The sequence below is a fragment of the Thermaurantiacus sp. genome (assembly GCF_053487655.1).
This window is the reverse complement of the sequence record NZ_JBRCLD010000025.1, coordinates 1-20,643: the sequence shown is the minus strand read 5'-3', so window position 1 is coordinate 20,643 and position 20,643 is coordinate 1. Positions and strand designations below refer to the sequence as shown.

The window sequence follows — 20,643 nt, the reverse complement described above, 5'->3', positions numbered from 1 at the left end:
TCCGCCATCCGGTCGCCGAGCGCGCGGAACCGCCACCACAGCATCGCCGCCGAAAGGAAGCTCGCCACGATGACGGCCCAGAGGATCCCGTTGAGCCCGAGGCCGAGCGTGATGGCCAGCAGCCAGGCGAGCGGCAGCATGACCGCAATGTAGGAGACAGCGTGCATGATGGTCGGAAACCAGATGTCGCCGCGGGCGCGGAGCGCATTGGCGGCAACCACCTGCGCTCCGTCAGCCATGAAGAAGAGGGCGCCAAGCGCAAGTGCTCCAGGGAGGGTGGCAAGGACTTGCGGATCCCCCGTGTAGAGACGCGAAAGCGGGCCGGAGCCCAGGAATAGCAGCACCGAGATGGCGGCGAGAAGCGCAAGGGCTGCGCCCATGCCGAGGTTGAAGGCGCGGATCACGCCGGGCAGATGCCTGGCGCCAACCGAGCGGGCGACAAGGACGGCGGTTGCAGTCGCGATTCCCAAGGGCGCCATGAAGACGACGGCCGCGACATTGCCAACGACCGCCCAGGCCGCGACCGTCAGCGCCGAGATTTGCCCGGCAATGAAATTGAGAAGCGAGAAGCCCCCGCCTTCCATCACGTAGGACGCACCGGCCGCATAGCCGAGGCGCCGCTGCTCGCGCGCTTCGGCCGGGTTTGGCGGGTGGCGGCGGAACGCGCCGAAGCCGCGCGCCGGAGCCCAGGCGACGAGCATCACGAAGAGCGTCAGCATGAGGAAACTGCGCGCACCAAGCGTTGCCCAGCCAGCGCCAACCGCGCCTTCCACGCCAAAGGGCGCGTAGCCGGGCACCAGCCACAGCGCCAACGCCAGGTTGACAGCATTCGCAAGCCACAGCGCAATTGCGGGCTTTTGTGGCTGCTCATGCGCCTCGAACCAGAAGATGAGCGCATCCGCCACGAGATAGGGAGTGAGCGAAAGTGCGAAGATGGCCATGGCGGCCGCGGCGCCGCGGGCAAGTTCGGCCTCGAGCGCGAAGGCAAGGGCTGGCGGGCCAAGGAGCAGCAGCGCGGTCGTCGAGACGAGCCCGATGACGAGCGCATGGCCGATTCCCCGCTGCAAAACGGCGCCGGTGCGCTCCGGCCGGCCGGCGCCGCGGTGGCGTGCAGTCAAGACCTGTGTGCCCACGAGCAGCCCGATCCCGCCGACGAGGACGATGGAGGTCAACGCCCAGCCAAGCGCATGGTAGCCGAGCTCGACTGCCGAATGTCGGCCCACGACGATCGCATCGGTAACGCCCATCGCCATAATGCCCAGGCGCGAGACCATGACCGGCCCGGCAAGCCGCAGCAGTTCGCCGAGCGTGCCCGCCGGCGCGCCTGGCGCAGCAGCAGGAGAAGTGGCAGGGGACGCTGCAGGAGGCGCACCGGTCCGGCTGGCTGGGGGCGGCGCATCCATGGATGCGGCATAGGCGAAGCCATTGCCGGGCGAAAGGCGGCGGGCTAGGCGGCCGCCCATGACCACCGTCGCCTCCGAGCATCTGCGCCAGTTCATCGAGCGGATCGAGACGCTCGAAGAAGAGAAGGCCGCTGTCATGGCCCAAGTCCGCGAAGTCTATGCCGAAGCCAAAGGCCAAGGCTATGACCCGAAGACGATGCGCGCGATCATCCGCCTGCGCCGCATGGACAGCCACAAGCGAGCCGAAGCAGAGGCGCTGCTTGAGACCTACAAGGCGGCCCTGGGGCTTGGCTGAGGAGAGAAGAATGCGAGTCTATGGCAGTCTCTTGTCACCCTATGTCATGCGGGCAGTGCTTGCTGCCCGATTGAAGGGCCATGACTTGCCGGTTGCGATGCCGGAAGGCGGGCTCAAGTCGCCGGCCTATCTGGCGATGAACCCGATCGGGAAGATGCCCTGCCTTGCCGATGGCGATTTCCACCTCCCCGAATCAGCAGTGATTGCCGAATATCTTGAAGAGGTGCTGGAAGGCCCCAGCCTCCTTCCTGGTGACGCGAAGGCCCGGGCGAAGGCGCGGCTTCTTGCCCGCTTTGCGGACCTCTATCTCGCACCCGCGCTCACCCCCATCTTCCGGGCGCGGGACAACCCGGAAGCGGTGCCGGCGGCGCTCGAGGCGCTCAGCAATGCGCTCGGCCAGCTTGAGGCGCTGCGCGGCGCAGACACCGCCTGGGCGGCCGGCGACACACCAAGCCTTGCCGATGCGACGCTGATGCCGGTCTTCTTCTTTTTGGACGCCTTTGACGGCACCTTCGGCACGGCGAAGCTGCTCGACGCACACCCTGGCCTCAAGGCGTGGTGGGCACGGGCCAGGGCAAGCGACGAGGGCCGGCGGATGGTCGCGGAACAGGGGGCGGCGCTTGCCGCCTTCATGGCCCCCAAGGCGGCTTGAGGAAGGAGGGGCAGATGCGAGTCAATGGAGTCGAGCGCGCGGCAGACGTGCCCGACCACCGGCTGCTGGTGGACTGGCTGCGCGAGGATCTGGGGCTTACAGGAACGCATGTGGGATGCACCACGAGCCAATGCGGCGCCTGCCATGTGATGGTCGATGGCGAGGTGGTGAAAGCCTGCACGGTGCTGGTCGCAAGCTGTGCCGGGGCGGAAGTGGTCACCATCGAAGGGCTTGGCACGCCGGAGGCGCTGCACCCGATGCAGGCGGCGTTCAAGGCTGCCCATGGCCTCCAGTGCGGCTTCTGCACGCCCGGCATGGTGATGACGGGCATCGCAATTGCCCGCACCCACGGGCCCGACGTCTGCGAGGCGACAATCCGCCACGAGCTCGAAGGCAATCTCTGCCGTTGCACCGGCTACCAGAATATTGTTTCTGCCATTCGCCAGGGCGCGCGCGCCATGGCCGAAGCCGGTCTTTTGCAGGAGGGCGCATGACCCCCTTTACGCTTGCAAGGCCGACAAGCCTTGATGCCGCCCGCCGCGCCTTTGTCGGTGACGCCGCCTTCCTCGCAGGCGGCCACACGCTCCTTCCTGCCATGAAATCGGGCCTGCGCGCTGTTGAGACGCTCGTTGACCTCTCTGGCGTGCCTGGTCTTGATTCCATCAAGCGTGATGACGATCGGCTTATCATTGGCGCCATGGCCCGCCATGCCGATGTCGCTTCCTCGCCCGTGGTGGCAGCCGCCATTCCGGGGCTTGCCCGCCTTGCCGCTGGCATCGGCGACCCACAGGTCCGCCGGCGCGGCACACTGGGCGGGAGCCTCGCCAACAATGATCCAGCGGCCGATTATCCTGCCGCCACGCTTGCGCTCGACGCTGTCATCGAGACAAGCGAAGGGAGCCATGCTGCCGATGACTTTTTCCAGGGCATGTTTGCAACTGCGCTGGGCGACGGGGAGATCTTGACCGCAGTCCAGTTCCGCGTGCCTGAGCGCTTTGCCTATCACAAGTTCCGCCACCCTGCCTCGCGCTATGCCTTGGCTGGCGTTGCGATCGCTCGCTTTCCGGAAGGCGTTCGAGTGGCTGTGACGGGTGTTGCCTACTCGGTGTTCCGCTGGACCGAGGCCGAGGCCGCGATCGCCGCTGGCGCGCCTGTGCCGCCGCTTGCGCGCGAGGACCTCAACTCCGACATCCATGCGTCGGCTGACTATCGCGCCCACCTTGCTGGCGTGATGCTCACCCGCGCTTTGAGGGAGATCGAGGCATGATTGTGACGTCTACGCCGACTATCGAGGGCCGGCCGATCCGCGAATATCTGGGCCTCGTTGCTGGCGAGGCGGTGGTCGGCGCCAACCTGTTCCGCGACCTCTTCGCGACCGTGCGCGACATCGTCGGCGGGCGTGCTGGCGCCTATGAGGAGGTGCTGCGCAACGCCCGCGAAACTGCGCTCCAAGAGATTGCCGCCGAAGCCGAGAAGCTCGGCGCCAATGCCGTCGTCTCCGTCAGCCTTGACTATGAGTCAGTTGGCGCACGCGGCTCCATCCTCATGGTCACCGCGACCGGGACGGCGGTTATCCTCTAGGAACAGGTTCCCCGCGGAAGACTGCCTACTCCGCTGCCTGCCGAAGCTCGGCCCTAAACTGCGCGCGCCTGGGGCCGAGATAGCCGAAGAGCCAGGCCGCGACCTTGCGCATCTGGATTTCCTCTGAGCCCTCGGTGATCCGGTAGCGGCGGTGGTGACGGTAGATATGCTCGAATGGCTTGTGGCGCGAATAGCCGATGCCGCCATGGACTTGCATTGCGCGATCCGCAGCCTCGCAGACGAGGCGGTTGGCCCAGTAGTTGCACATCGAGACCTTGTCGGAGAGCTTTTTCTCAACTTCGGGCTTCGACATCCGGTCCATTTCCCAGGCCGTCTTGCGGATGAGGAGACGCAGCATCTCGCACTGGGTTGCAAGCTCGACCAGCGGGAACTGAATCGCCTGGTTCTCCGCAAGCGGCTTTCCGAACGGTTTCCGGGCGCGGGCATATTTCACCGATTCCTCGATGCAGTAGCTTGCCGCCCCAAGCGAGCTTGCAGCCTGACGGATGCGGTTTTCGTGGACGAAATGCTGGGCAAGCGCGAGCCCGCCGCCCAAGGGCCCGAAGATCGCGCTCTCTGGCACCCACACGTTCGTGAAGGAGACGCGCGGGTGGTCGGTCGGCATGTTGAAGGTCCAGAGATACTCCTCGATTTTCACACCTGGTGCATTGGCCGGCACGAGGAAGCAGGTGATGCCGGCGGCGTCGCCATCCTGGCCGGACGTGCGGGCAAAGAGGGCGCAGTGGGTTGCGACATGCATTCCCGTCGTCCACATCTTCTCGCCGTCGATCCGGAAGCCGGCGATGCCGTCGCGCACCTCCGGGACTGCGCGGGTTTCCATGTGGGTCGCATCCGAGCCATGGTTGGGCTCAGTGAGACCAAAGGTGATCCGCTTCTCGCCGCGCAGCATCCCCTCAATGAATTCGGCCTGCTGGGCGGGCGTGCCAAAGTCGCGGAACATGAGGATGAAGGGGTTGTTGCCGACGATCGAATGCTCGTTCTGCAAGTCATTGTGGAGCCCGAGGCCCTTGGCCGCCAGATGCTCGCGAATGACGGCCATCCACAGGTTTGAGCCGTCCTTGCCGCCGTATTCGCGCGGCATGGCGAAGCGATAGTGGCCAGCGCGGTCGGCGCGGCGGCGCGCCTCGGCGAGTAGCGCCTCCCATTCCTTGCGCGGCAGGCCGCCGTTGTCGAAGTCAGTCCGGGCCCATTCGCGGCGATGGTCAAAGAAACGGATATTGTCATCAGCCGCTTCGAGGGGCTTGATCTCCGCCTCGATGAAGGCGTCGAGCTCGGCAAGATAGGCGAGCAAGTCGGCGGGCAAGTCGAAATCCATCGGGGCTCTCCTTTCTCCCCTTCCTGCGCCTTCACGCGCGGGGCGCCAATAGCGGCTTTTGCGAGCCTGTCTTGCGGAGCAGGAGGAAGCCGATGCAAAGAAAGGCGAGTGCAACGGCAATTCCGGGCCGGAGCGAGCCCGTCCACTGGGTGACAAGGCCGACCAGGAAGGGGCCGACGAAGGCCGTTGCCTTGCCGACGAAAGCATAGAGGCCGAAGTAGCTCGCCAGCCGGTCAGGCGGAGCGAGGTTCGCCATCATGGTGCGCATGCCGGCAACCGCGAAGGCGGCACCCGCGGCGATGAGCGCGCCGGCTCCGAGGAAGCCCCATTCCTGCGGACTGGCAAGCGGTCTTCCGAGTGCAACTCCTGTTGCAACGCCGAACAGGCGCACTTCATCAGTCAGCACGACCGAGACAGTGCCAAGCATAATGAGTGCCACGCCAAGGAGGGTCAAGCGCCGGGCGCCGAGCCTGCGGTCGAGGAAGGCACCGACAAGCCCGCCGGCGACTCCGAAGATGGTAATGACGAAGCCAAACAGGGCGAGCTCGCGCGCCTTCCATCCGAAGGTGAGGCCAGCAAGGACGGCGCCGAAGGCGAAGACGACGGCCATGCCGTCGGCCGCGAACATGCGCCCGAGGAGGAAGGTGCGCAACGGCGGCGCCTGCCACGCTTGCGCAAGCAAAGCCTTGAGGTCAGCAAGGCCCTTGCCCAGCGAAAGCCGCTGGCCGGGTGCAGGTGCGCGGTCGGGCCCGACGAGGAGATAGGGGCCAAGGCAGAGCAGGACGGCAGCAGCCGCGAGCGGACCGGCCATGCGGTCGGCGAGATGGGGGACGGAGCTGTCAAGGCGGGTGAGCCAGAGGGTAACAAGAAGGACGACGAGGCCGGCCGCTTGCGCAAGGCCGAAGGCAAGGCCGGAGAGGAAGCCAAGCCGCTCGCGGCTGCCGGCGACGGCGAGCAGGCTGTTGGCGAACATGTTGACAAGCTCAGCGGCAATGCCAGCGACGAAGACGAGCGCGGCAATGGCAAGCAGAGGGGTTCCGGGAACACCGAACCAGAGCAGGCCGGCGGCTGACGCCGTGACCAGCCCGGCAGCGGCGAGCCAGGGTTTCAGGCGCGCGCCCGAATCGGCGATGGCGCCCGTCAGGGGGGCGAGAAGTGCGATGGCAAGGCCGGAGGCACCAACCGCATAGGCCCAAAGACTGGTGCCTGCCGCGGTGCCGGCAGCTAGCGTGGCAGCGAAATAGGGGGCGAAGACGTAGCGGATGACGAGGTTGAAGAAGGGTTCGTTGGCCGCTTCCGTCAAAGTCCAGGCAAGTTCGCCGCGGCGGAGCCGGCCGCTCCTTTCGGTCACGACCTGCCCGTCACGCCCGGCGCATCAGCGCTGGCATCAGGACTGGCGCCGAGCATCGATTGCTACCGTCTCGAGCCTGCCGTCTTCGTCCGCAAGATGCAAGGTGGCGTGGAGATTGACGGTGGGATCGACATGGCCGGGCTGGAGCCAGATTAGGGCACCTTCGGCTGGCGCATCGGCAAACCGGGGGAAGGCGGGATCGCAGTCGAGCCGGGCGACGGCGGCGGCGAAGGCGAGCGGATCCCGAGTCTTGGCGAAGTGCGGGAGAGCAGCGGGGTGGAGGATGGCGCCATGCTCGTCGCCCATGAAGGCAAAGCGGCTGCCTTCGGCCGCGCCCGCGACGACCCGGGGCAGCGGGCCATCCGCAGCAAGCGCCTTCAGACCGCAATCGACTGTCACATGGCTCTTGTGGTTGGCGGAGACGACGGTTGCAGCAAGGAAGAGGGCCGGTGTGAAGCTTACGCCAGCCTCGGCATACTGGACATCCATGAAGGCGTAGCTGCCGGCCTGGAGCTCGGTGAAAATGCCCGAGGCAAGGTCGAGGGCAGCTGTCCCGGTGCCCCCGCCGGTTACGGTTGCGGGTGCGAGGCCGGCGGCGCGGAGCGTGGCGACGAGGGCAGCGAGCTCGGTCATGGCAGCGCCATGGGCCTTTGCCCGGTCCGGATCAGGCAGGTGCTGGAGATGGCCGAGATAGCATTGCAGGCCCTCGAACCGAAGCGACGAGAGAGCAGAAGCGCGGACCGCAAGCGCCGGTGCAGCTTCGGGGGCAATCCCCGTGCGGCGCTGGCCAAGATCGACGTCGATAAGGCAGCCGAGGCGGGTTTCGGCGGCGGTCGCAGCGGCGGCGAGGCGGTCGATCTGGACGGCGCTGTCGGCAACGGCGGCAATTCGGGCGCCTGAGGAAGCAAGACGTGCGAGGCGATCTGCGCCCCAGGGCGGGACGGGCGCGGTCACGAGCAGGTCAGCCACTCCGCCCGACGCAAAGGCTTCGGCCTCGCCGACGGTCTGGCAGCAGAGGCCGACGGCGCCGGCGGCGACCTGGAGGCGGCCGATTCCGCTTGCCTTGTGCATCTTGCCATGGGCGCGAAGGCGGACTCCGGCGGCGTTGCAGGCCCGTTGCATGGCAGCGAGATTGGCTTCGAGCGCAGCGCGGCGGACGATGAGCGCCGGTGTTGCTGGCGGCGCCAGGCGGGTGAGGAAGGTGGTCAGCAGCTCCACGGCAGCCGCTCGAGATCGACGTTGCCGGCAGTCAAGATGAGACCGACACGCCGGCCTTCCACTTGGACCTTGCCTTCGAGGATGGCAGCAAGCGGAAGCGCGGAGCTCGGCTCGACGATGATCTTGAGACGCTCCCAGATCTGCCGCATCGCGGCGGCAATCGCGGCTTCCGAGACGGTCACGATATCCTGGGCGAGCCAGCACATGATCTCAAAGGTCATGGGGCTCATGGCGGTGGTCACGCCATCGGCGATCGTTGCGACTGGAAGCACTTGCGGCTGGAGCGTGCGGGTGCGGAAGCCCCGGGCGGCATCGTCGGCCGCTTCCGGCTCGACGCCAATGACGGCAGCGCGCGGGGCGTGGGCGGAAGCGGCAAGAAGGGTGCCGGCAAGAAGGCCGCCCCCGCCGACGGGAACGAGGAGGATGTCAAGTGGCGCCGGGGCGTCAGCGATGAGCTCGACTGCTGCCGTGCCCTGACCGGCGATGACGCGGGGGTCATCGAAGGGCGGGATAAGCGTTGCACCGGTTTCGCCGACAACGCGGGCGGCAGCCTCCTCGCGCGCCGCGAGCGTGGGGGCGCAGGAGATGATCATGCCGCCATAAGCCTCGACTGCAGCCTTCTTGGCCATGGACACGGTCTCAGGCATGACGAGATAGGCTGCAAGCCGGCGCATCCGGGCAGCAAAGGCGAGGGCGGCGGCGTGGTTGCCCGAGCTGTGGGTTGCAACCGCTGCGGCATCCTGGGGCAGGCTGAGGACGGCGTTGGTGGCGCCGCGCACCTTGAAACTGCCCGTCTTCTGGAAATTCTCGCACTTGAAGTGAAGGCTGGCTCCAGTCGCGTGGTCGAGGCTGCGGCTGGTCAGGAGCGGTGTGCGGTGAATGTGCGGCGCGATGCGCGCGTGCGCGGCCTCGATATCCTCGGCAAGCGGTGGCGGTTTCACAGATCGGCTTTGCCCCCTGCTCTCCCGGGGAGGCGCTAGCACAGGGCCAAGCTCTTGTCTCCTCTCCCGATTCGGGGCGCAAGGCGAGAGAATGCCCCGCCTGGCTGGGGTGCTAGGATTCGAACCTAGGAATGGCGGTACCAAAAACCGCTGCCTTACCGCTTGGCTACACCCCAATCCGGCGGGGAGTGGGCGCTTTAGCCTCGCGCCGACCGCCTTGCCAAGCCCTTTCAGAGCCGATCAGCCGCGCGGGTGGGGCGTGCGCCCGGCAGGAAACGGGGCTCGCGTGGCAGCCCAGAGCAGGACGAAATAACCGGCCAACGTGACGGCAAGCCAGACGGTTGCCGTGCCCGGCATGAGAAGGGCGCCAAGATTGGGGATGGCAACGAGAAGGAGGACCCAGGGAAGCGGGCGAGGCCAGCCCCAGCGGGCATAAAGATAGTGGTGAAGATGGTCGCGCCCGGGGGTGAAGGGCGTTTTTCCCGAGGCGACGCGGTGGAGGATGAGGCGGATCGTGTCATAGACGGGAAGCGCGAAGATGAGGGCGACATCGGACGCGCGCATGTCGGCAAATCCCTGGTTCCAGGCGTGAATGGCAAGGAGGCCGAAGATGGCGGAAAGGCCGTAGCTGCCACTGTCGCCGAGGAACAGCCGGCCCTTCATGTTGAAGGCAAACAGGATGACGAGGGCGCCAGCAATCGCCGCGACCAGCGGCATCTGCTCGCCCGGCAGGCGGACCATCAGCAGGAGGGCCCAGATGATGGCCTGGCCGATGACGAGGCCATCCTTGCCATCTGCCATGTTGACGGCGTTCAGAAAGCCGATGAGGCAAAGGAGAGTAAAGCCAATTCCGCCCAGCAGGGGCAAGACGAGCAGCTGCTCCTGGCCTTCAAACAGGAGGAAGTCGAGGCGGAAGCCGGGCACCTGGATGAGCGTGAGGGCAAGGAGACCCGTCGCGAAGAGGAGGCGGAACGGGGCGGTCAGGCCGAAACGGTCATCAGCGATCCCGGTTGCAAACATGCCAATCGCTGCAATGGCAAACCAGATGCGGTCAAGGCCGGCACCGACTCCGGGGAAGAGCAGGCCGGCGAGCGTTGCCAACAGGACGGCAAGACCGCCCACCAGCGGCGTGACTCGGGCATGGAGTTTGCGACCGCCAGCGGGATCGGGAACGTCGAGCAGGCCGAGGCGGCGGCCGATGGTGTCGGCATTGAGGGCGATCACGAGGGCGACGAGAGCGCCGACGGTGAAGGCAGCAAGGGACGCAACCGAAATCGACATGCCCAGCGTCAGTTGGTGGCCAGCACGCCGATAGTCGCTGCCGAGACCGCGAGGTTGGCAATGATTGTGGAGACGTCGCGGAAGATGGAGAGCCGGTAGAGCGGGTCGATGTTCTTCGGCACCACGACCGTGCTGCCCGGCGGTGGCGTGATGGCATTGCGCCCGGCCCAGAGGCCGGAACGGATTGGCTGGGCAACACCATTGGGCAAGACGACATAGGCGCGACCGTCATCGGCAGTTGCAAGCGTGCCGCCAGCGTCGCGGATATAGGACTGCGCGGTCTTGCCGTCGACGAACTGAAGGGCGCCGGGGTTCAGGAGATCGCCGAGGGCAAGGACGAAATTGGGCCGGCGCGGTATCGAGATGCTATCGCCCGCCTCAAGAAGCGTATCGAGATCAGGACGGATGGCAAGCACGCGCGGATCGGCTTCGACAACGACCCGGCCAGTCGCTTCGGCATTGGCAAGGAGCTGGATGAGGGCAGCAGCGCCCTGGAGCCCCTCGGTGCCGCGGCTTTCCGAACGGGCGGTAATGGCAAGCAGGCTGTTGTTGAGCTCGCGTGCCGTGCGGCGATAGCCTTCCTGCTCGGCGACACGGACCCGCTGGCGCGTGAAGATGGCGCCATAGGGGTAGGCGTGTTCCGTGAGGCCACCAGCACGGGCCAGAAGCTGGGAAAGCGTCTCGCCCTTGCGAATCGTATAGAGACCCGGGCGGACCACTTCGCCTGAGACCAGGACGGCGGAGCTTTCGAAACTCGGCTGGCGGCCATTGAAGCGAACATCGTCTCCGACTGCAAGCTGCACTTGCGAAAGGCGCATGTCGTCGTCACCGAGACTGAGTGTCTCAAAGCTGCCATCAATGGCGCGGGTCACATCGAGCGAAAGATCGACCGTGCCAGGCACCAGGCCCTCGGCGAGCGCCATCAGCTCGAAAGCCGTCGCACTGCCAGCGACGGGATAGGCGCCGGGCTGGCGGACGGCGCCAGTCACTGCGACGCTGTTTTCAAGAAGGACGGGAAGGAGCTCGACCTCCTGCTCAAAAATGGCGGGGCAAGGTGTCGCGGCCGCATCCATGCCGCGCTGGAGGATGGCAGTATCGCGAACGACATCTTCCAGCCCGACTCCGGCAGCACCAATTGCCGCCTGGCCTGCTCCAGCACGGACGACGAGGCTGCCGCGCGTGGCAACGGCAAATCGGGCCGAACGGGTATCGCGCACCAACTGCGAGAGGCGGGTGAGCGAGCTGCATTGCGGCAGCGGGTTCTGCTCGCCCAGCACCACGGTGCGGACGGCCAAGCTGTTGAGAAAGGCGATATCACTGCGCGCGAACAGGAACAGCCGATCCTGGTTGCGCAAAGGGGTGGAGGTAAGGCCGCGCAGCTCGCGCGCCAAATTGACAGTCTCAAAGAGGCGGGCACCCGTGCCGGGTTCGACACGCTCGAGGATGGCGGCGGCCTGATAGGTACCTGGCCGGAGCAGCTCGATCGGGCCGACCAGTTCGGCAACGGTGCGGGCAGTTGCAAGCGGCCGGGGACCGGCGTTGTCAACATGGCCCAAGAGCGCGACCCGGCCGACCGGACCACCAGCCGAAAGCCCGACGAGGATGAGCGCATCACCGGCCTGGACTCGCGCTTCACGCCCGACCCCGCGCAAGAACCGCTCAGCACCATCGGCACTGATGCGGGAAATGACAATGTCCGCGCCTCGGCCCCGCAGCGGGCCCCCGGCATAGGCGATGACGTCACGCGCCAAGGCGGGCCCACGCAGCTCATAGATGCCAGGACGGGCGACGGCCCCAGTGACTGCGACGGTCTGGCCGATGACGGGCACGATGATTCGGTCGCCATCGCGCAGCAAGAGGGTGGTGGGTGCGCCAATCCCGAGGAAGGGATAGAGATCGACGAGGACTGTGCCGCCGCCAGCGCGGACCAGGCGCAGCTGGCGCAGCGTCCCGGTTCGGCGCACACCGCCGGCCTGGGCAATGGCGGTTGCGACATCAGCGAGCGAGGAGAGCTGATACTGGCCGGGCCGCTCGACTTCACCGCCCACGAACACGCTGATGGCGCGGACCTGGCCGACCGAGACAAAGGCATCGGTTGCAAGAAGGGTGGCACGAGTCTCGGCCTGGACTTCAGCCCTGACGGCGGCGAGCGTGCGGCCGGCGGCCTGGATGGGGCGGAGCTGGCCAACGATAAGACGGCCATCGCGGTCCACCCGGGCCGTCCGGCTGTCGTTTGTGGCACCACGGAACACGACTTGGACCTCGTCTCCGATTCCAAGGACATAGCTGTCGGAGACGGCGCCGGTGCGGCCGCCGGTCGGCGCCGGTGCGGCCTGGAGGACATCATAGCCGAATTGGCGCAGACTGCTGTCACCAAGGCGGACGCGGAAGTCGCGCTCAACAGCAGTTGGCGTGTAAAGGGCTTCAAGACCGCTGCGCGCGCGCGCGCGACGAAGCTGCTGCTCTTCCAGCGTATCAACGACGACGGGAGCCCCCCCCACGATTTGTCCGCCAGCATCGCTGCCCGGAGCGCGGGAAGGCTCCACGGGGCGTTCAATGACCGTGGTCTCACCGGCACCGAGCGACCGCTGGATGCTCCGCAGGGCCTCGGGGTCGATGGCCTGCGCCTGGGCAGCAGCTGCCACCGGCAGAATGGCAAGACGCAAGAGCGCGTGCACCGGCACGTGCCAGACGCGGATCAGCTTCGGCAACGCCTTACCCCTTTTCTGGCGGCGGCTTTAGGAAGCTCATTTTGAGGGGTCAACCGCGAACCCGGCCAGGAATCGCCGGTCAGCCAAGACGGCGCGCGCGCTGCACCTCGACTTCCCGTGCTGCAAGCTCATCAACCGCAGTGAACGCCGCCTGCGATTTGGTGCCAGCGACAGCCCCAGGCGAGCGCGCAGTCGACGGCACAAGGATGAGGAGCGTCGCCACCACGAGCACGGCAAGGGACTCAAGCAAAAATCGGATGGACCGGTTGCGGCGGATGGTCTGAAGTTCTGGGCTGGTGAAGGCTTCATGACGCGTCATGCTGGTCCGGCTTCCCTGACGTCTCACTCGCCCTGCAGCGCCTAGCTAGTCGATGTTGCGGTCGCGAGACAGGCCAAGAAGCAACCATTGCGGCTGCTTGTCGTGAACCACCAACCGCTCGTCGCGCCGACGCGCGGCTCAGCTGTTCGGCCGCTGCCCCCGGACATGTTGGGCGTAGTCGCGCATCAGCTGGCGGGTGAGCGCTCCCACTTCGAACGACCAGGGGCCAATGCTGCCAACCGGTGTGACTTCGGCTGCGCTTCCGGTCAGGAAGCATTGCTGGAAGCTTTCCAACTCCTCAGGCCAGATCGCCCGTTCGATGACGTCGATGCCGCGCTCTTTCGCGAGTGCGATGACAGTTTGCCGGGTGATGCCATTCAAGAAGCAGTCAGGCACAGGCGTGTGCAGCACACCGTCTTTCACAAAGAAGATATTGGCCCCTGTGGCTTCGGCAACTTGGCCGCGCCAGTCGAGCATGAGGGCGTCATCAAAGCCGCGGTCGGCGGCACGATGCTTGGAGAGCGTACAGATCATGTAAAGGCCGGCGGCCTTCGATTCGGTCGGCGCCGTGTAGGGCGCCGGCCGCCGCCAGGGGGCAAGATCGAGCCGGAGGCCTTTAGCAAGCGCTGCCTCGCCGAAATAGGCCCCCCATTCCCAGCAGGCGATGGCGAGGTGGATGCGCGCATTGGGTGCTGCCACCCCCATCTGCTCGCTGCCGCGCCAGGCGATCGGGCGCACATAGGCGTCGGCGAGGCCAGAAGCCGCCAGGGTCGCGCGGCAAGCGGCATCGATGTCAGAAACGCTCCAGGGGATGGAAAAGCCAAGAAGTTCGGCCGAGCGTACAAGCCGCTCGGAATGCTTCGTCAGCGCGAAAATCTCTCCCCCATAGGCCCTCTGGCCTTCAAAGACGGCACTCGCATAGTGCATGGCATGGGTGAGGACATGGACGCTTGCTTGCCGCCAGGGCACGAGCCGGCCATCCATCCAGATGGTGCCATCGCGATCATCGAAACTGCTTGCCACCATCCGTTTTCCAGCTCCTTTCTCTGGCTTGCGCGCGCTATCATGGCAGTGCAATATAGGTCAATATGGTTGACGCATCTCGTCCGCTGCCGGCTTCGACTGCGGCTTCGCCGCTGTTTCTCCGCGACGCGGAAGTGCGGCGCGGCGTGGAGCTCCTCTATTTCGGCTACGCCAGCATGATCCGGGGGGCCGACCGGATCCTCGCTGGCCGGGGCCTTGGGCGTGCCCATCATCGGGCGCTCTATTTCATCGCCCGCCAGCCGGGGCTTGCCGTCTCTGACTTGCTGCGGCTCTTGGCGATCACCAAGCAGTCGCTGTCGCGCGTGCTGGCCGATCTGGTCCGCGAAGGGCTGGTCGAAAGCCGAGTAGGCGAGCAGGATCGCCGGCAGCGGCGGCTGCGGTTGACGGATGCCGGCGCCAGGCTGGAGGCGGAGCTGTTCGAGGCGCTGCGCGAGCGTGTGGCTGGCGCCTATGCCCAGGCCGGGCAGGAGGCCGTCTCGGGCTTCTGGGCGGTTTTGCTCGGTCTCATTCCGCCGCAGGATCGCGCGCTTGTCCTCGCCCTTGATCGCGCCGCCCAGGGACGGCGGGAAACAGCCGGCGGATAAGCGCGACGAGGCCGGATTCCGCCACGTCGGCGGCCCTGGCGAGAAGCCGGTCGAGTTCGGCCATGGTGGCTGCCATGTCGGGGCTGTCATCGCGACGCCAGGCGTGGAAGACGCGGGCAGCAAGGCCCAAAAGCGCGGCAACGCGCGCCGGGCCGGCAAGGCCCGTGATGTCAACTCCAGCCGCGCTGGCGAGGCGGCGCATGGCTGGGCCAGCGCGCGAAGCGGCAAGGGCATAGACGAGAGGATCGCTGCTCGAAACCAGCGCTTCAACGGCTGCGCGATGGCGGGCCAGGATGTCAAAGCCGGCCATCAGGCCATCGAACAGCCGGTCGCGGACAGTGCCACTGGCAGCTGCGGCGGCGGCTGCCGCTGCCGTGGCAACCGAGTCGAGGAAGGCGCGAAGTGCGTCGAAACTGTCACCCAAGGATTCGGCCACCTCCGTTTCTGGCCGACCAGCCTGTGCCGCAGTCAGAGCGATCGTCGCGCCCGACCAGCCGTCACGGGCCACGACGGCAAGCCAGGCTTCAAGCAGGTCTGAGGCAGGCGCCATCAGGCCCGCACCACGTCGCGTGCGCTCCTTGCCTCAGCGACATCGGTCTCAGCGGCAGCAGCAAGCGCCCGCGCGCGCTCAGCCGCCGCACGGACGGTTGCCCGCATGAGCGCGGAGAGGGCGCCGTCGCCATCGAGCACGTCGAGCCCGGCTTCCGTTGTGCCATGGGGCGAAGTGACCTTCTGCCGGAGCTCGGCGGGCGTATCGGCGCTTGCAGCAAGAAGAGCGGCAGCGCCTTCGATCGTGCGACGGGCGAGGGTCTGGGCCAAGTCGGAGTCAAGACCGGCGGCCTCGCCGGCACCAGCAAGCGCTTCGATGAAGCGGTAGAGAAAGGCAGGACCGGAGCCCGAGAGGGCAGTGACAGCATCAAACCGGCCTTCTTCCTCGAGCGTGACGGTCTCGCCGGCAGCAGCCAGCAGCCAGTCAATGGCGGCGCGGTCAGAGGGCGCAAGCGCTGGCGCATAAAGAGCGGTCACGCCAGCACCGACGCGGGCGGGAAGATTGGGCATGATGCGGGCGACCGGCAGCTCGTGGAAGAGGCTGGCAAGGGTTTGCACCCGGACTCCAGCGAGCATGGAAAGGAGGAGCGGCCGGCCACCGGCAGGGCCGAGAGCGGCAAAAGCCCGGCCGACCTCGGCAATATTCTGCGGCTTCACACCAAGGACAAGAAGTGTCGGCTCGGGCAGGCGGGCAGCAGCATCCGCAAGCGTGGGCACGAGGGCAACCCCCTCGGGAAGGGCGCGCGGCGCCGGATCAATGGCAAGAAGGGACTTTTTTGCAAGACCGTTCGCTTGCCAGCGGGCGACCAGAGCACCAGCCATCTGGCCGCACCCCACCACCCAGATCCGGGCAAGGCGGGCGGCCGATTCGGAGGGACGCGAGGCCATAGGGCGCAGTTAGGGCGCGCCGAAGGGCGGCACAAGGTGGCGCACAGCGCGACAGCGCCCGCGCGAGCCGTGTCGCGCGGGCGCGCCTCCCCGGGAAGACGGTCTCAGGCGGCCTTCTCGAACTGAGCCGCTTCGGTCGATTCCTTCAATGCCGTGGTGGACGACTGGCCGCCCGAGATGGCCTCGGCGATGGCGTCGAAATAGCCAGTGCCCACCTCCCGCTGGTGGCGGGTTGCCGTATAGCCATGGGCTTCGCTTGCAAATTCGGCCTGCTGAAGCTCGGAATAGGCGGCCATGCCGCGGTCGCGGTAGCCGCGGGCGAGCTCGAACATGGCATGATTGAGGCTGTGGAAGCCGGCGAGCGTCACGAACTGGAACTTGTAGCCCATGGCGCCGAGCTCGCGCTGGAAGGCAGCGATCGTCGCCTTGTCCAGATTCTTCTCCCAATTGAAGCTGGGCGAGCAATTGTAGGCGAGGAGCTTGCCGGGATAGACTTTGTGGATGGCCTCGGCAAAGCGGCGCGCTTCCTCGAGGTTGGGCTTGGAGGTTTCCCACCACAGAAGATCGGCGTGGGGCGCAAAGGCAAGGCCGCGCTGAATGCAATGGTCAACTCCCGTGCCGGGCTTCAGGCGGAAGAAGCCTTCAGAGGTTCGCTCGCCGGTCAGGAAGGGATGGTCGCGCGGGTCGATGTCGGACGTCAAGAGCATTGCTGACTCCGCATCCGTCCGGGCAACGAGGAGCGTGGGCACACCCATGACGTCCGCTGCCAGGCGGGCTGCATCAAGGTTGCGGATATGGGCTTGCGTCGGGATGAGCACCTTGCCGCCCAAGTGTCCACACTTCTTTTCGGACGCCAGCTGGTCCTCGAAATGGACACCTGCCGCCCCAGCCTCGATATAGGCCTTCATGATCTCAAAACAGTTCAAGGGCCCACCAAACCCGGCCTCGGCGTCGGCGACAATGGGGACGAACCAATCGCGCCGGGCTCCCCCCTCGCTATGCTCGATCTGGTCTGCGCGCTGGAGCGTCCTGTTGATGCGCCGGGCAAGCTCGGGGCCGGCATTGGCAGGGTAGAGCGACTGGTCGGGATACATGGCGCCGGCCGTGTTGGCATCGGCTGCAACCTGCCAGCCGGAGAGATAAATGGCCTTGAGACCGGCGCGGACCATCTGCATCGCCTGATTGCCCGTGAGCGCACCAAGCGCATTCACATAGGGTTCGTCGTGGAGGAGCGCCCAGAGCTTTTCGGCACCGCGGCGGGCGAGCGTATACTCGATGCGAACGGAACCCCGCAGCCGCTCGACGTCAGCCGGGCTGTAGGGGCGCTCGATCCCGGCGAAACGACCGGCGGGGGCAGGGACGAGGTCTTCAAAGGTGAGGGACATGCGCTGGCTCCGTGCTGCGGCCCGGGAACGGGCCTGCTGTGCTGCAACATGGGTTGACCTGCATGTCGCCGCCTGTCAACAAACGCATACATGCCGGACAGGAAATCGGGTGGGATAGTCGGAAATTGACGGCCTTCGTCGGTCAAGTTGTCGAAAAATTGACAGAGCCTCTGGCTGGAGGCGGGGGCAAGCTGTTCGCTGGTGGCCGGCTGCGGCGCCTTCGTTTGCGGCTCGGCCTCACCCAAGCGCGGATGGCCGAAAATCTCGGCGTCTCTGCCTCCTATTTGAACTTGCTCGAGCGCAACCAGCGGCCCCTGACAGCCGCCGTGCTGCTGCGGCTGGCGCAAGCCTATGATCTCGACATCCGTGAGCTGACGGGCGGAGACAGCGACCGCCAGGCAGCCGATCTCGTGCGCTTGCTCGAGCGCCATGCGCCGGCGCCGGTCAGCCGCGCTGAGGCGCGCGAGTTCGCCGACCAGCACCCCGCGATTGCCGCTGCGCTCATGCGGCTGGCGGAGACGGCGGAGGCCGCCGGCCCGGCAGTCGAAGCCCCGGCGCCGCCGCTTGCTGCCGTCAGAGCGCACCTTCTTGAGCGCGCTAATCACTTCCCGGCGCTCGATGCCCATGCGGAAGAGCTTGCCGACCAGCTGCGGCTCTCAGGCCAGTCGCTCGACGCTGCGATCCGCGAGCGGCTGCGCACCCGTCACGGCCTCGTCGTGCGGCTGCTGCCGCTGGACGTGATGCCCGATCGGCTGCGCCGGCTCGACCTCCATGGCCGGCAGGTGCATCTCTCCGAAGCGCTCGACGGCGCCTCGCGCACCTTCCAGCTGGCGGTCCAGTTGTCTGAGCTCGAAGCGCGGAGCCTGATCGATGCGGAAGTTGCCGCCGCAATGCCAGCACTCGCACCTGCAGGCGCTGTCGCTGAACAGCTGCTCCGTCTCAATCTTGCCAATTACTGGGCGGGTGCACTGATGATGCCCTATGGCCGGTTCCATGCGGCAGCAGAGGCGCTTGGCTATGACCTTGAGCTCTTGCAGGCGCGCTTCTCGGCCGGGTTCGAGCAGGTGGCGCACCGGCTCACCACCCTGCAGCGGCCGGGCGCGCGTGGAATTCCCTTCATGATGCTCCGCGCCGACCGGGCCGGGCAAGTCTCAAAGCGGCTGTCGGCCGCGCCGCTCCCCTTCGCCCGCGATGGCGGCCGCTGCCCGCTTTGGGTGCTCTACGAGGCCTTCGCCCGGCCCGGCCAGATCCTGACCCAAGTGGCCGAGGACGAGAGCGGCGCCAAGATCTTCACCATCGCCCGGACCGTCCGCCCGCAAGTGACCCCCTGGGGCGCCGAGCGGCCGAGCTTCGCGATCGCGCTTGCATGCGCCCTCGACCATGCCGGAGCGCTTGTCTATGCCGCCGGCGCCGACCTTGCGGCTGCGCGCGCAGTACCAGTCGGCCCATCGTGCAATGCCTGCCTGCGGCGCCAGTGCCGCCAGCGTGCAGCACCGCCCGATGGCGCGGCCTTGCGGCTTGACCCGCTGGGGCGCGGGCTCACCCCTTACGAGTTCTAGGACAGGAGACGAGGATGGCGGTTGCGGGCGTGGAAATCCGCGGGGCATTGCGCGAGGGCTGGGGCGAGATCCTCTCCGAACCCGCGCTGCTCTTCCTTGCCACCTTGCACCGGATGTACGAGCCGACTCGCCAGTCGCTCATGCGGGCGCGGGCCGAGCGGGCGCGTAGCTGGCGGGAGGGCAACCCAATCGACTTCGCGCCCGAGACCTCGGCGATCCGGGCCGGCGACTGGACGGTGCGGCCGGCGCCGGCCGACCTCAAGGACCGGCGAGTCGAGATCACTGGCCCCTGCGACCGCAAGATGGTGATCAATGCGCTCAACTCGGGGGCGAGGTGCTTCATGGCCTGCCTCGAGGACGCGACCGCACCGACTTTCGCCAACATCATCGAGGGGCAAGTCAATCTGCGGGATGCTGTGGCAGGCACCATTTCCCTTGACGACAAGGGCAAGTCCTACCGGCTCAATGCCGAGACGGCGGTGCTGATTGCCCGGCCGCGCGGCTGGCACTTGCCGGAAGCGCACATCCTCGTCGATGGCGAGGAGATGGCCGGCGCCCTCGTCGATTTCGGGCTCTATGCCTTTCACAATGCGCAGGCGCTGGTTGCCAAGGGCTCGGGGCCCTATTTCTACTTGCCCAAGCTCGAACATTATCTGGAAGCGCGGCTGTGGAAGGATGTGTTTGTGACTGCGGAGTCCGCGCTGGGGCTGCCGCTTGGCACCATCCGCGCGACCGTCCTCATCGAGACGCTGCCCGGCGCCTTCATGGCGGATGAGATCCTCTACGAGCTTCGCGACCATGTGGTCGGGCTCAACTGCGGGCGCTGGGACTATATCTTCAGCTTCATCAAGACGCTTGGGCATGACCCGGCGCGCGTGTTGCCAGACCGGGCGAGCGTGACCATAGCGGTGCCCTTCATGGACTCCTATGCCCGCCACGTGATTCGGACCTGCCACCGCCGCGGGGCGCACGCGATGGGCGGCATGTCGGCCTTCATTCCGGTCAAGGACGATCCCGCCAAGAACGAGGCGGCGTTTGCAGCCGTCAAAGCCGACAAGGAGCGCGAGGCAGCGCTCGGCCATGACGGCACTTGGGTGGCGCACCCGGCCCTGGTGCCGGTTGCCATGGAGGTGTTCGACCGGCTGATGCCGGGGCCGAACCAGCTTCACGTCATGCCGGAAGGGACAGTGACGAAAGAGGCGCTCACGACTCCGAGCAAAGGGCCAAGGACGACGGCCGGGCTTGCGATGAACGTGAATGTGGCGATCGGCTATATCGCCGCCTGGCTCCGGGGCCAGGGGGCGGTGCCGCTGCATAATCTCATGGAGGATGCAGCAACTGCGGAGATCAGCCGTGCCCAGCTGTGGCAGTGGCGCCACCATGGCGTGGTGCTCGATTCGGGCGAGACGGTGACGGCGGACCTGATCGCCGCCGAGATCGGCCGCCAGCTGGAGGTCTGGAAGGGGGAGGTCGGCGACAATTTCTTCGCCGCCGGCAAGTATCGGGAGGCGGCAACCATCTTGACAGACCTCGTGCTGGCGGAGGA

At 66.7% G+C, this 20,643-nt stretch carries 20 protein-coding genes and 1 tRNA gene; 8 read left to right on the top strand and 13 right to left on the bottom strand.

Annotated features, from left to right (window positions below; all coding sequences use genetic code 11):
- Positions 1–1,403: MATE family efflux transporter (locus ACWIQA_RS02840; protein ID WP_448581553.1), on the bottom strand; the 1,403-nt coding region annotated here is incomplete at its 3' end.
- A gap of 58 nt (positions 1,404–1,461) precedes the next feature.
- Here ACWIQA_RS02840 and ACWIQA_RS02835 point away from each other — a divergent pair.
- Genes ACWIQA_RS02835 through ACWIQA_RS02815 form a run of 5 tightly spaced genes read left to right on the top strand, consistent with a single transcriptional unit; the run spans position 1,462 to position 3,931 of the window.
- A complete protein-coding gene (locus ACWIQA_RS02835) occupies positions 1,462–1,698 on the top strand; it encodes a DUF2312 domain-containing protein (RefSeq protein ID WP_448581552.1) in 237 nt (78 codons plus the stop codon).
- Positions 1,699–1,708: 10 nt separating this feature from the next.
- A complete protein-coding gene (locus ACWIQA_RS02830) occupies positions 1,709–2,350 on the top strand; it encodes a glutathione S-transferase family protein (RefSeq protein ID WP_448581551.1) in 642 nt (213 codons plus the stop codon).
- Between the two features lie 14 nt (positions 2,351–2,364).
- Positions 2,365–2,844 (top strand): (2Fe-2S)-binding protein, encoded by a 480-nt coding sequence (locus tag ACWIQA_RS02825; RefSeq protein ID WP_448581550.1) that lies wholly within the window; start codon positions 2,365–2,367, stop codon positions 2,842–2,844.
- Entirely contained in the window at positions 2,841–3,617 is a 777-nt protein-coding gene (locus ACWIQA_RS02820) for an FAD binding domain-containing protein (RefSeq protein ID WP_448581549.1), read from the top strand. Before ACWIQA_RS02825 ends, ACWIQA_RS02820 begins: the two co-directional genes overlap by 4 nt.
- On the top strand, positions 3,614–3,931 hold the full coding sequence (locus tag ACWIQA_RS02815; RefSeq protein WP_448581548.1) for a heavy metal-binding domain-containing protein: 318 nt from the start codon (positions 3,614–3,616) through the stop codon (positions 3,929–3,931). Before ACWIQA_RS02820 ends, ACWIQA_RS02815 begins: the two co-directional genes overlap by 4 nt.
- 25 nt (positions 3,932–3,956) lie before the next feature.
- Here the strand turns inward: ACWIQA_RS02815 and ACWIQA_RS02810 are convergent, their stop codons facing one another.
- From ACWIQA_RS02810 to ACWIQA_RS02770, 9 genes are all read right to left on the bottom strand, one after another.
- Positions 3,957–5,267 carry an acyl-CoA dehydrogenase family protein gene (locus tag ACWIQA_RS02810; RefSeq protein WP_448581547.1) on the bottom strand — a complete coding sequence of 437 codons (1,311 nt, stop codon included), beginning with the start codon at positions 5,265–5,267 and terminating at the stop codon, positions 3,957–3,959.
- 31 nt (positions 5,268–5,298) lie between these two features.
- On the bottom strand, positions 5,299–6,618 hold the full coding sequence (locus tag ACWIQA_RS02805) for an MFS transporter (RefSeq protein ID WP_448581546.1): 1,320 nt from the start codon (positions 6,616–6,618) through the stop codon (positions 5,299–5,301).
- 36 nt (positions 6,619–6,654) lie between these two features.
- Entirely contained in the window at positions 6,655–7,836 is a 1,182-nt protein-coding gene (locus ACWIQA_RS02800; protein WP_448581545.1) for an alanine racemase, read from the bottom strand.
- Positions 7,824–8,777, bottom strand: coding sequence for a pyridoxal-phosphate dependent enzyme (locus ACWIQA_RS02795; RefSeq protein WP_448581544.1), 954 nt, complete (start codon positions 8,775–8,777; stop codon positions 7,824–7,826). The genes ACWIQA_RS02800 and ACWIQA_RS02795 overlap by 13 nt, the downstream gene beginning before the upstream one ends.
- 101 nt (positions 8,778–8,878) lie before the next feature.
- Positions 8,879–8,953, bottom strand: a tRNA-Gln gene (locus ACWIQA_RS02790).
- Between the two features lie 64 nt (positions 8,954–9,017).
- The gene (locus tag ACWIQA_RS02785) at positions 9,018–10,058 is read right to left on the bottom strand and encodes a glycosyltransferase family 4 protein (protein ID WP_448581543.1); all 1,041 of its coding nucleotides are present in this window, start codon (positions 10,056–10,058) and stop codon (positions 9,018–9,020) included.
- An 8-nt stretch (positions 10,059–10,066) separates the two neighbouring features.
- Complete coding sequence (locus tag ACWIQA_RS02780) at positions 10,067–12,769, bottom strand: SLBB domain-containing protein (RefSeq protein ID WP_448581542.1); 2,703 nt, start codon at positions 12,767–12,769, stop codon at positions 10,067–10,069.
- Between the two features lie 79 nt (positions 12,770–12,848).
- On the bottom strand, positions 12,849–13,088 hold the full coding sequence (locus ACWIQA_RS02775; protein ID WP_448581541.1) for a hypothetical protein: 240 nt from the start codon (positions 13,086–13,088) through the stop codon (positions 12,849–12,851).
- Positions 13,089–13,226: 138 nt separating this feature from the next.
- Complete coding sequence (locus tag ACWIQA_RS02770) at positions 13,227–14,114, bottom strand: branched-chain amino acid aminotransferase (RefSeq protein ID WP_448581540.1); 888 nt, start codon at positions 14,112–14,114, stop codon at positions 13,227–13,229.
- A 62-nt stretch (positions 14,115–14,176) separates the two neighbouring features.
- Between ACWIQA_RS02770 and ACWIQA_RS02765 the strand changes: the two genes are divergently transcribed.
- On the top strand, positions 14,177–14,716 hold the full coding sequence (locus tag ACWIQA_RS02765; RefSeq protein WP_448581539.1) for a MarR family transcriptional regulator: 540 nt from the start codon (positions 14,177–14,179) through the stop codon (positions 14,714–14,716).
- Here ACWIQA_RS02765 and ACWIQA_RS02760 read toward each other — a convergent pair.
- The 3 genes from ACWIQA_RS02760 to aceA all read right to left on the bottom strand — a co-directional run bounded on the left by ACWIQA_RS02760 (position 14,637) and on the right by aceA (position 17,538).
- Positions 14,637–15,266, bottom strand: a complete 630-nt coding sequence (locus ACWIQA_RS02760; protein WP_448581538.1) for a hypothetical protein — start codon at positions 15,264–15,266, stop codon at positions 14,637–14,639. The genes ACWIQA_RS02765 and ACWIQA_RS02760 overlap by 80 nt on opposite strands.
- Positions 15,266–16,153 carry a pyrroline-5-carboxylate reductase gene (gene proC, locus ACWIQA_RS02755; protein WP_448581537.1) on the bottom strand — a complete coding sequence of 296 codons (888 nt, stop codon included), beginning with the start codon at positions 16,151–16,153 and terminating at the stop codon, positions 15,266–15,268. Before proC ends, ACWIQA_RS02760 begins: the two co-directional genes overlap by 1 nt.
- Positions 16,154–16,257: 104 nt before the next feature.
- Entirely contained in the window at positions 16,258–17,538 is a 1,281-nt protein-coding gene (gene aceA, locus ACWIQA_RS02750) for an isocitrate lyase (RefSeq protein ID WP_448581536.1), read from the bottom strand.
- A 158-nt stretch (positions 17,539–17,696) separates the two neighbouring features.
- Between aceA and ACWIQA_RS02745 the strand changes: the two genes are divergently transcribed.
- On the top strand, positions 17,697–19,097 hold the full coding sequence (locus ACWIQA_RS02745) for a helix-turn-helix domain-containing protein (protein ID WP_448581535.1): 1,401 nt from the start codon (positions 17,697–17,699) through the stop codon (positions 19,095–19,097).
- Between the two features lie 14 nt (positions 19,098–19,111).
- On the top strand, positions 19,112–20,643 hold a 1,532-nt coding region (aceB, locus tag ACWIQA_RS02740), incomplete at its 3' end, for a malate synthase A (protein WP_448581534.1).

Bases quoted from the DNA above. Each gene is read 5' to 3' on its own strand.
- ACWIQA_RS02835 (WP_448581552.1), top strand. From the start codon at position 1,462: ATGACCACCGTCGCCTCCGAGCATCTGCGCCAGTTCATCGAGCGGATC.
- ACWIQA_RS02830 (WP_448581551.1), top strand. From the start codon at position 1,709: ATGCGAGTCTATGGCAGTCTCTTGTCACCCTATGTCATGCGGGCAGTG.
- ACWIQA_RS02825 (WP_448581550.1), top strand. From the start codon at position 2,365: ATGCGAGTCAATGGAGTCGAGCGCGCGGCAGACGTGCCCGACCACCGG.
- ACWIQA_RS02820 (WP_448581549.1), top strand. From the start codon at position 2,841: ATGACCCCCTTTACGCTTGCAAGGCCGACAAGCCTTGATGCCGCCCGC.
- ACWIQA_RS02815 (WP_448581548.1), top strand. From the start codon at position 3,614: ATGATTGTGACGTCTACGCCGACTATCGAGGGCCGGCCGATCCGCGAA.
- ACWIQA_RS02810 (WP_448581547.1), bottom strand. From the start codon at position 5,267: ATGGATTTCGACTTGCCCGCCGACTTGCTCGCCTATCTTGCCGAGCTC.
- ACWIQA_RS02785 (WP_448581543.1), bottom strand. From the start codon at position 10,058: ATGTCGATTTCGGTTGCGTCCCTTGCTGCCTTCACCGTCGGCGCTCTC.
- ACWIQA_RS02775 (WP_448581541.1), bottom strand. From the start codon at position 13,088: ATGACGCGTCATGAAGCCTTCACCAGCCCAGAACTTCAGACCATCCGC.
- ACWIQA_RS02770 (WP_448581540.1), bottom strand. From the start codon at position 14,114: ATGGTGGCAAGCAGTTTCGATGATCGCGATGGCACCATCTGGATGGAT.
- ACWIQA_RS02765 (WP_448581539.1), top strand. From the start codon at position 14,177: ATGGTTGACGCATCTCGTCCGCTGCCGGCTTCGACTGCGGCTTCGCCG.
- ACWIQA_RS02760 (WP_448581538.1), bottom strand. From the start codon at position 15,266: ATGGCGCCTGCCTCAGACCTGCTTGAAGCCTGGCTTGCCGTCGTGGCC.
- proC (WP_448581537.1), bottom strand. From the start codon at position 16,153: ATGGCCTCGCGTCCCTCCGAATCGGCCGCCCGCCTTGCCCGGATCTGG.
- aceA (WP_448581536.1), bottom strand. From the start codon at position 17,538: ATGTCCCTCACCTTTGAAGACCTCGTCCCTGCCCCCGCCGGTCGTTTC.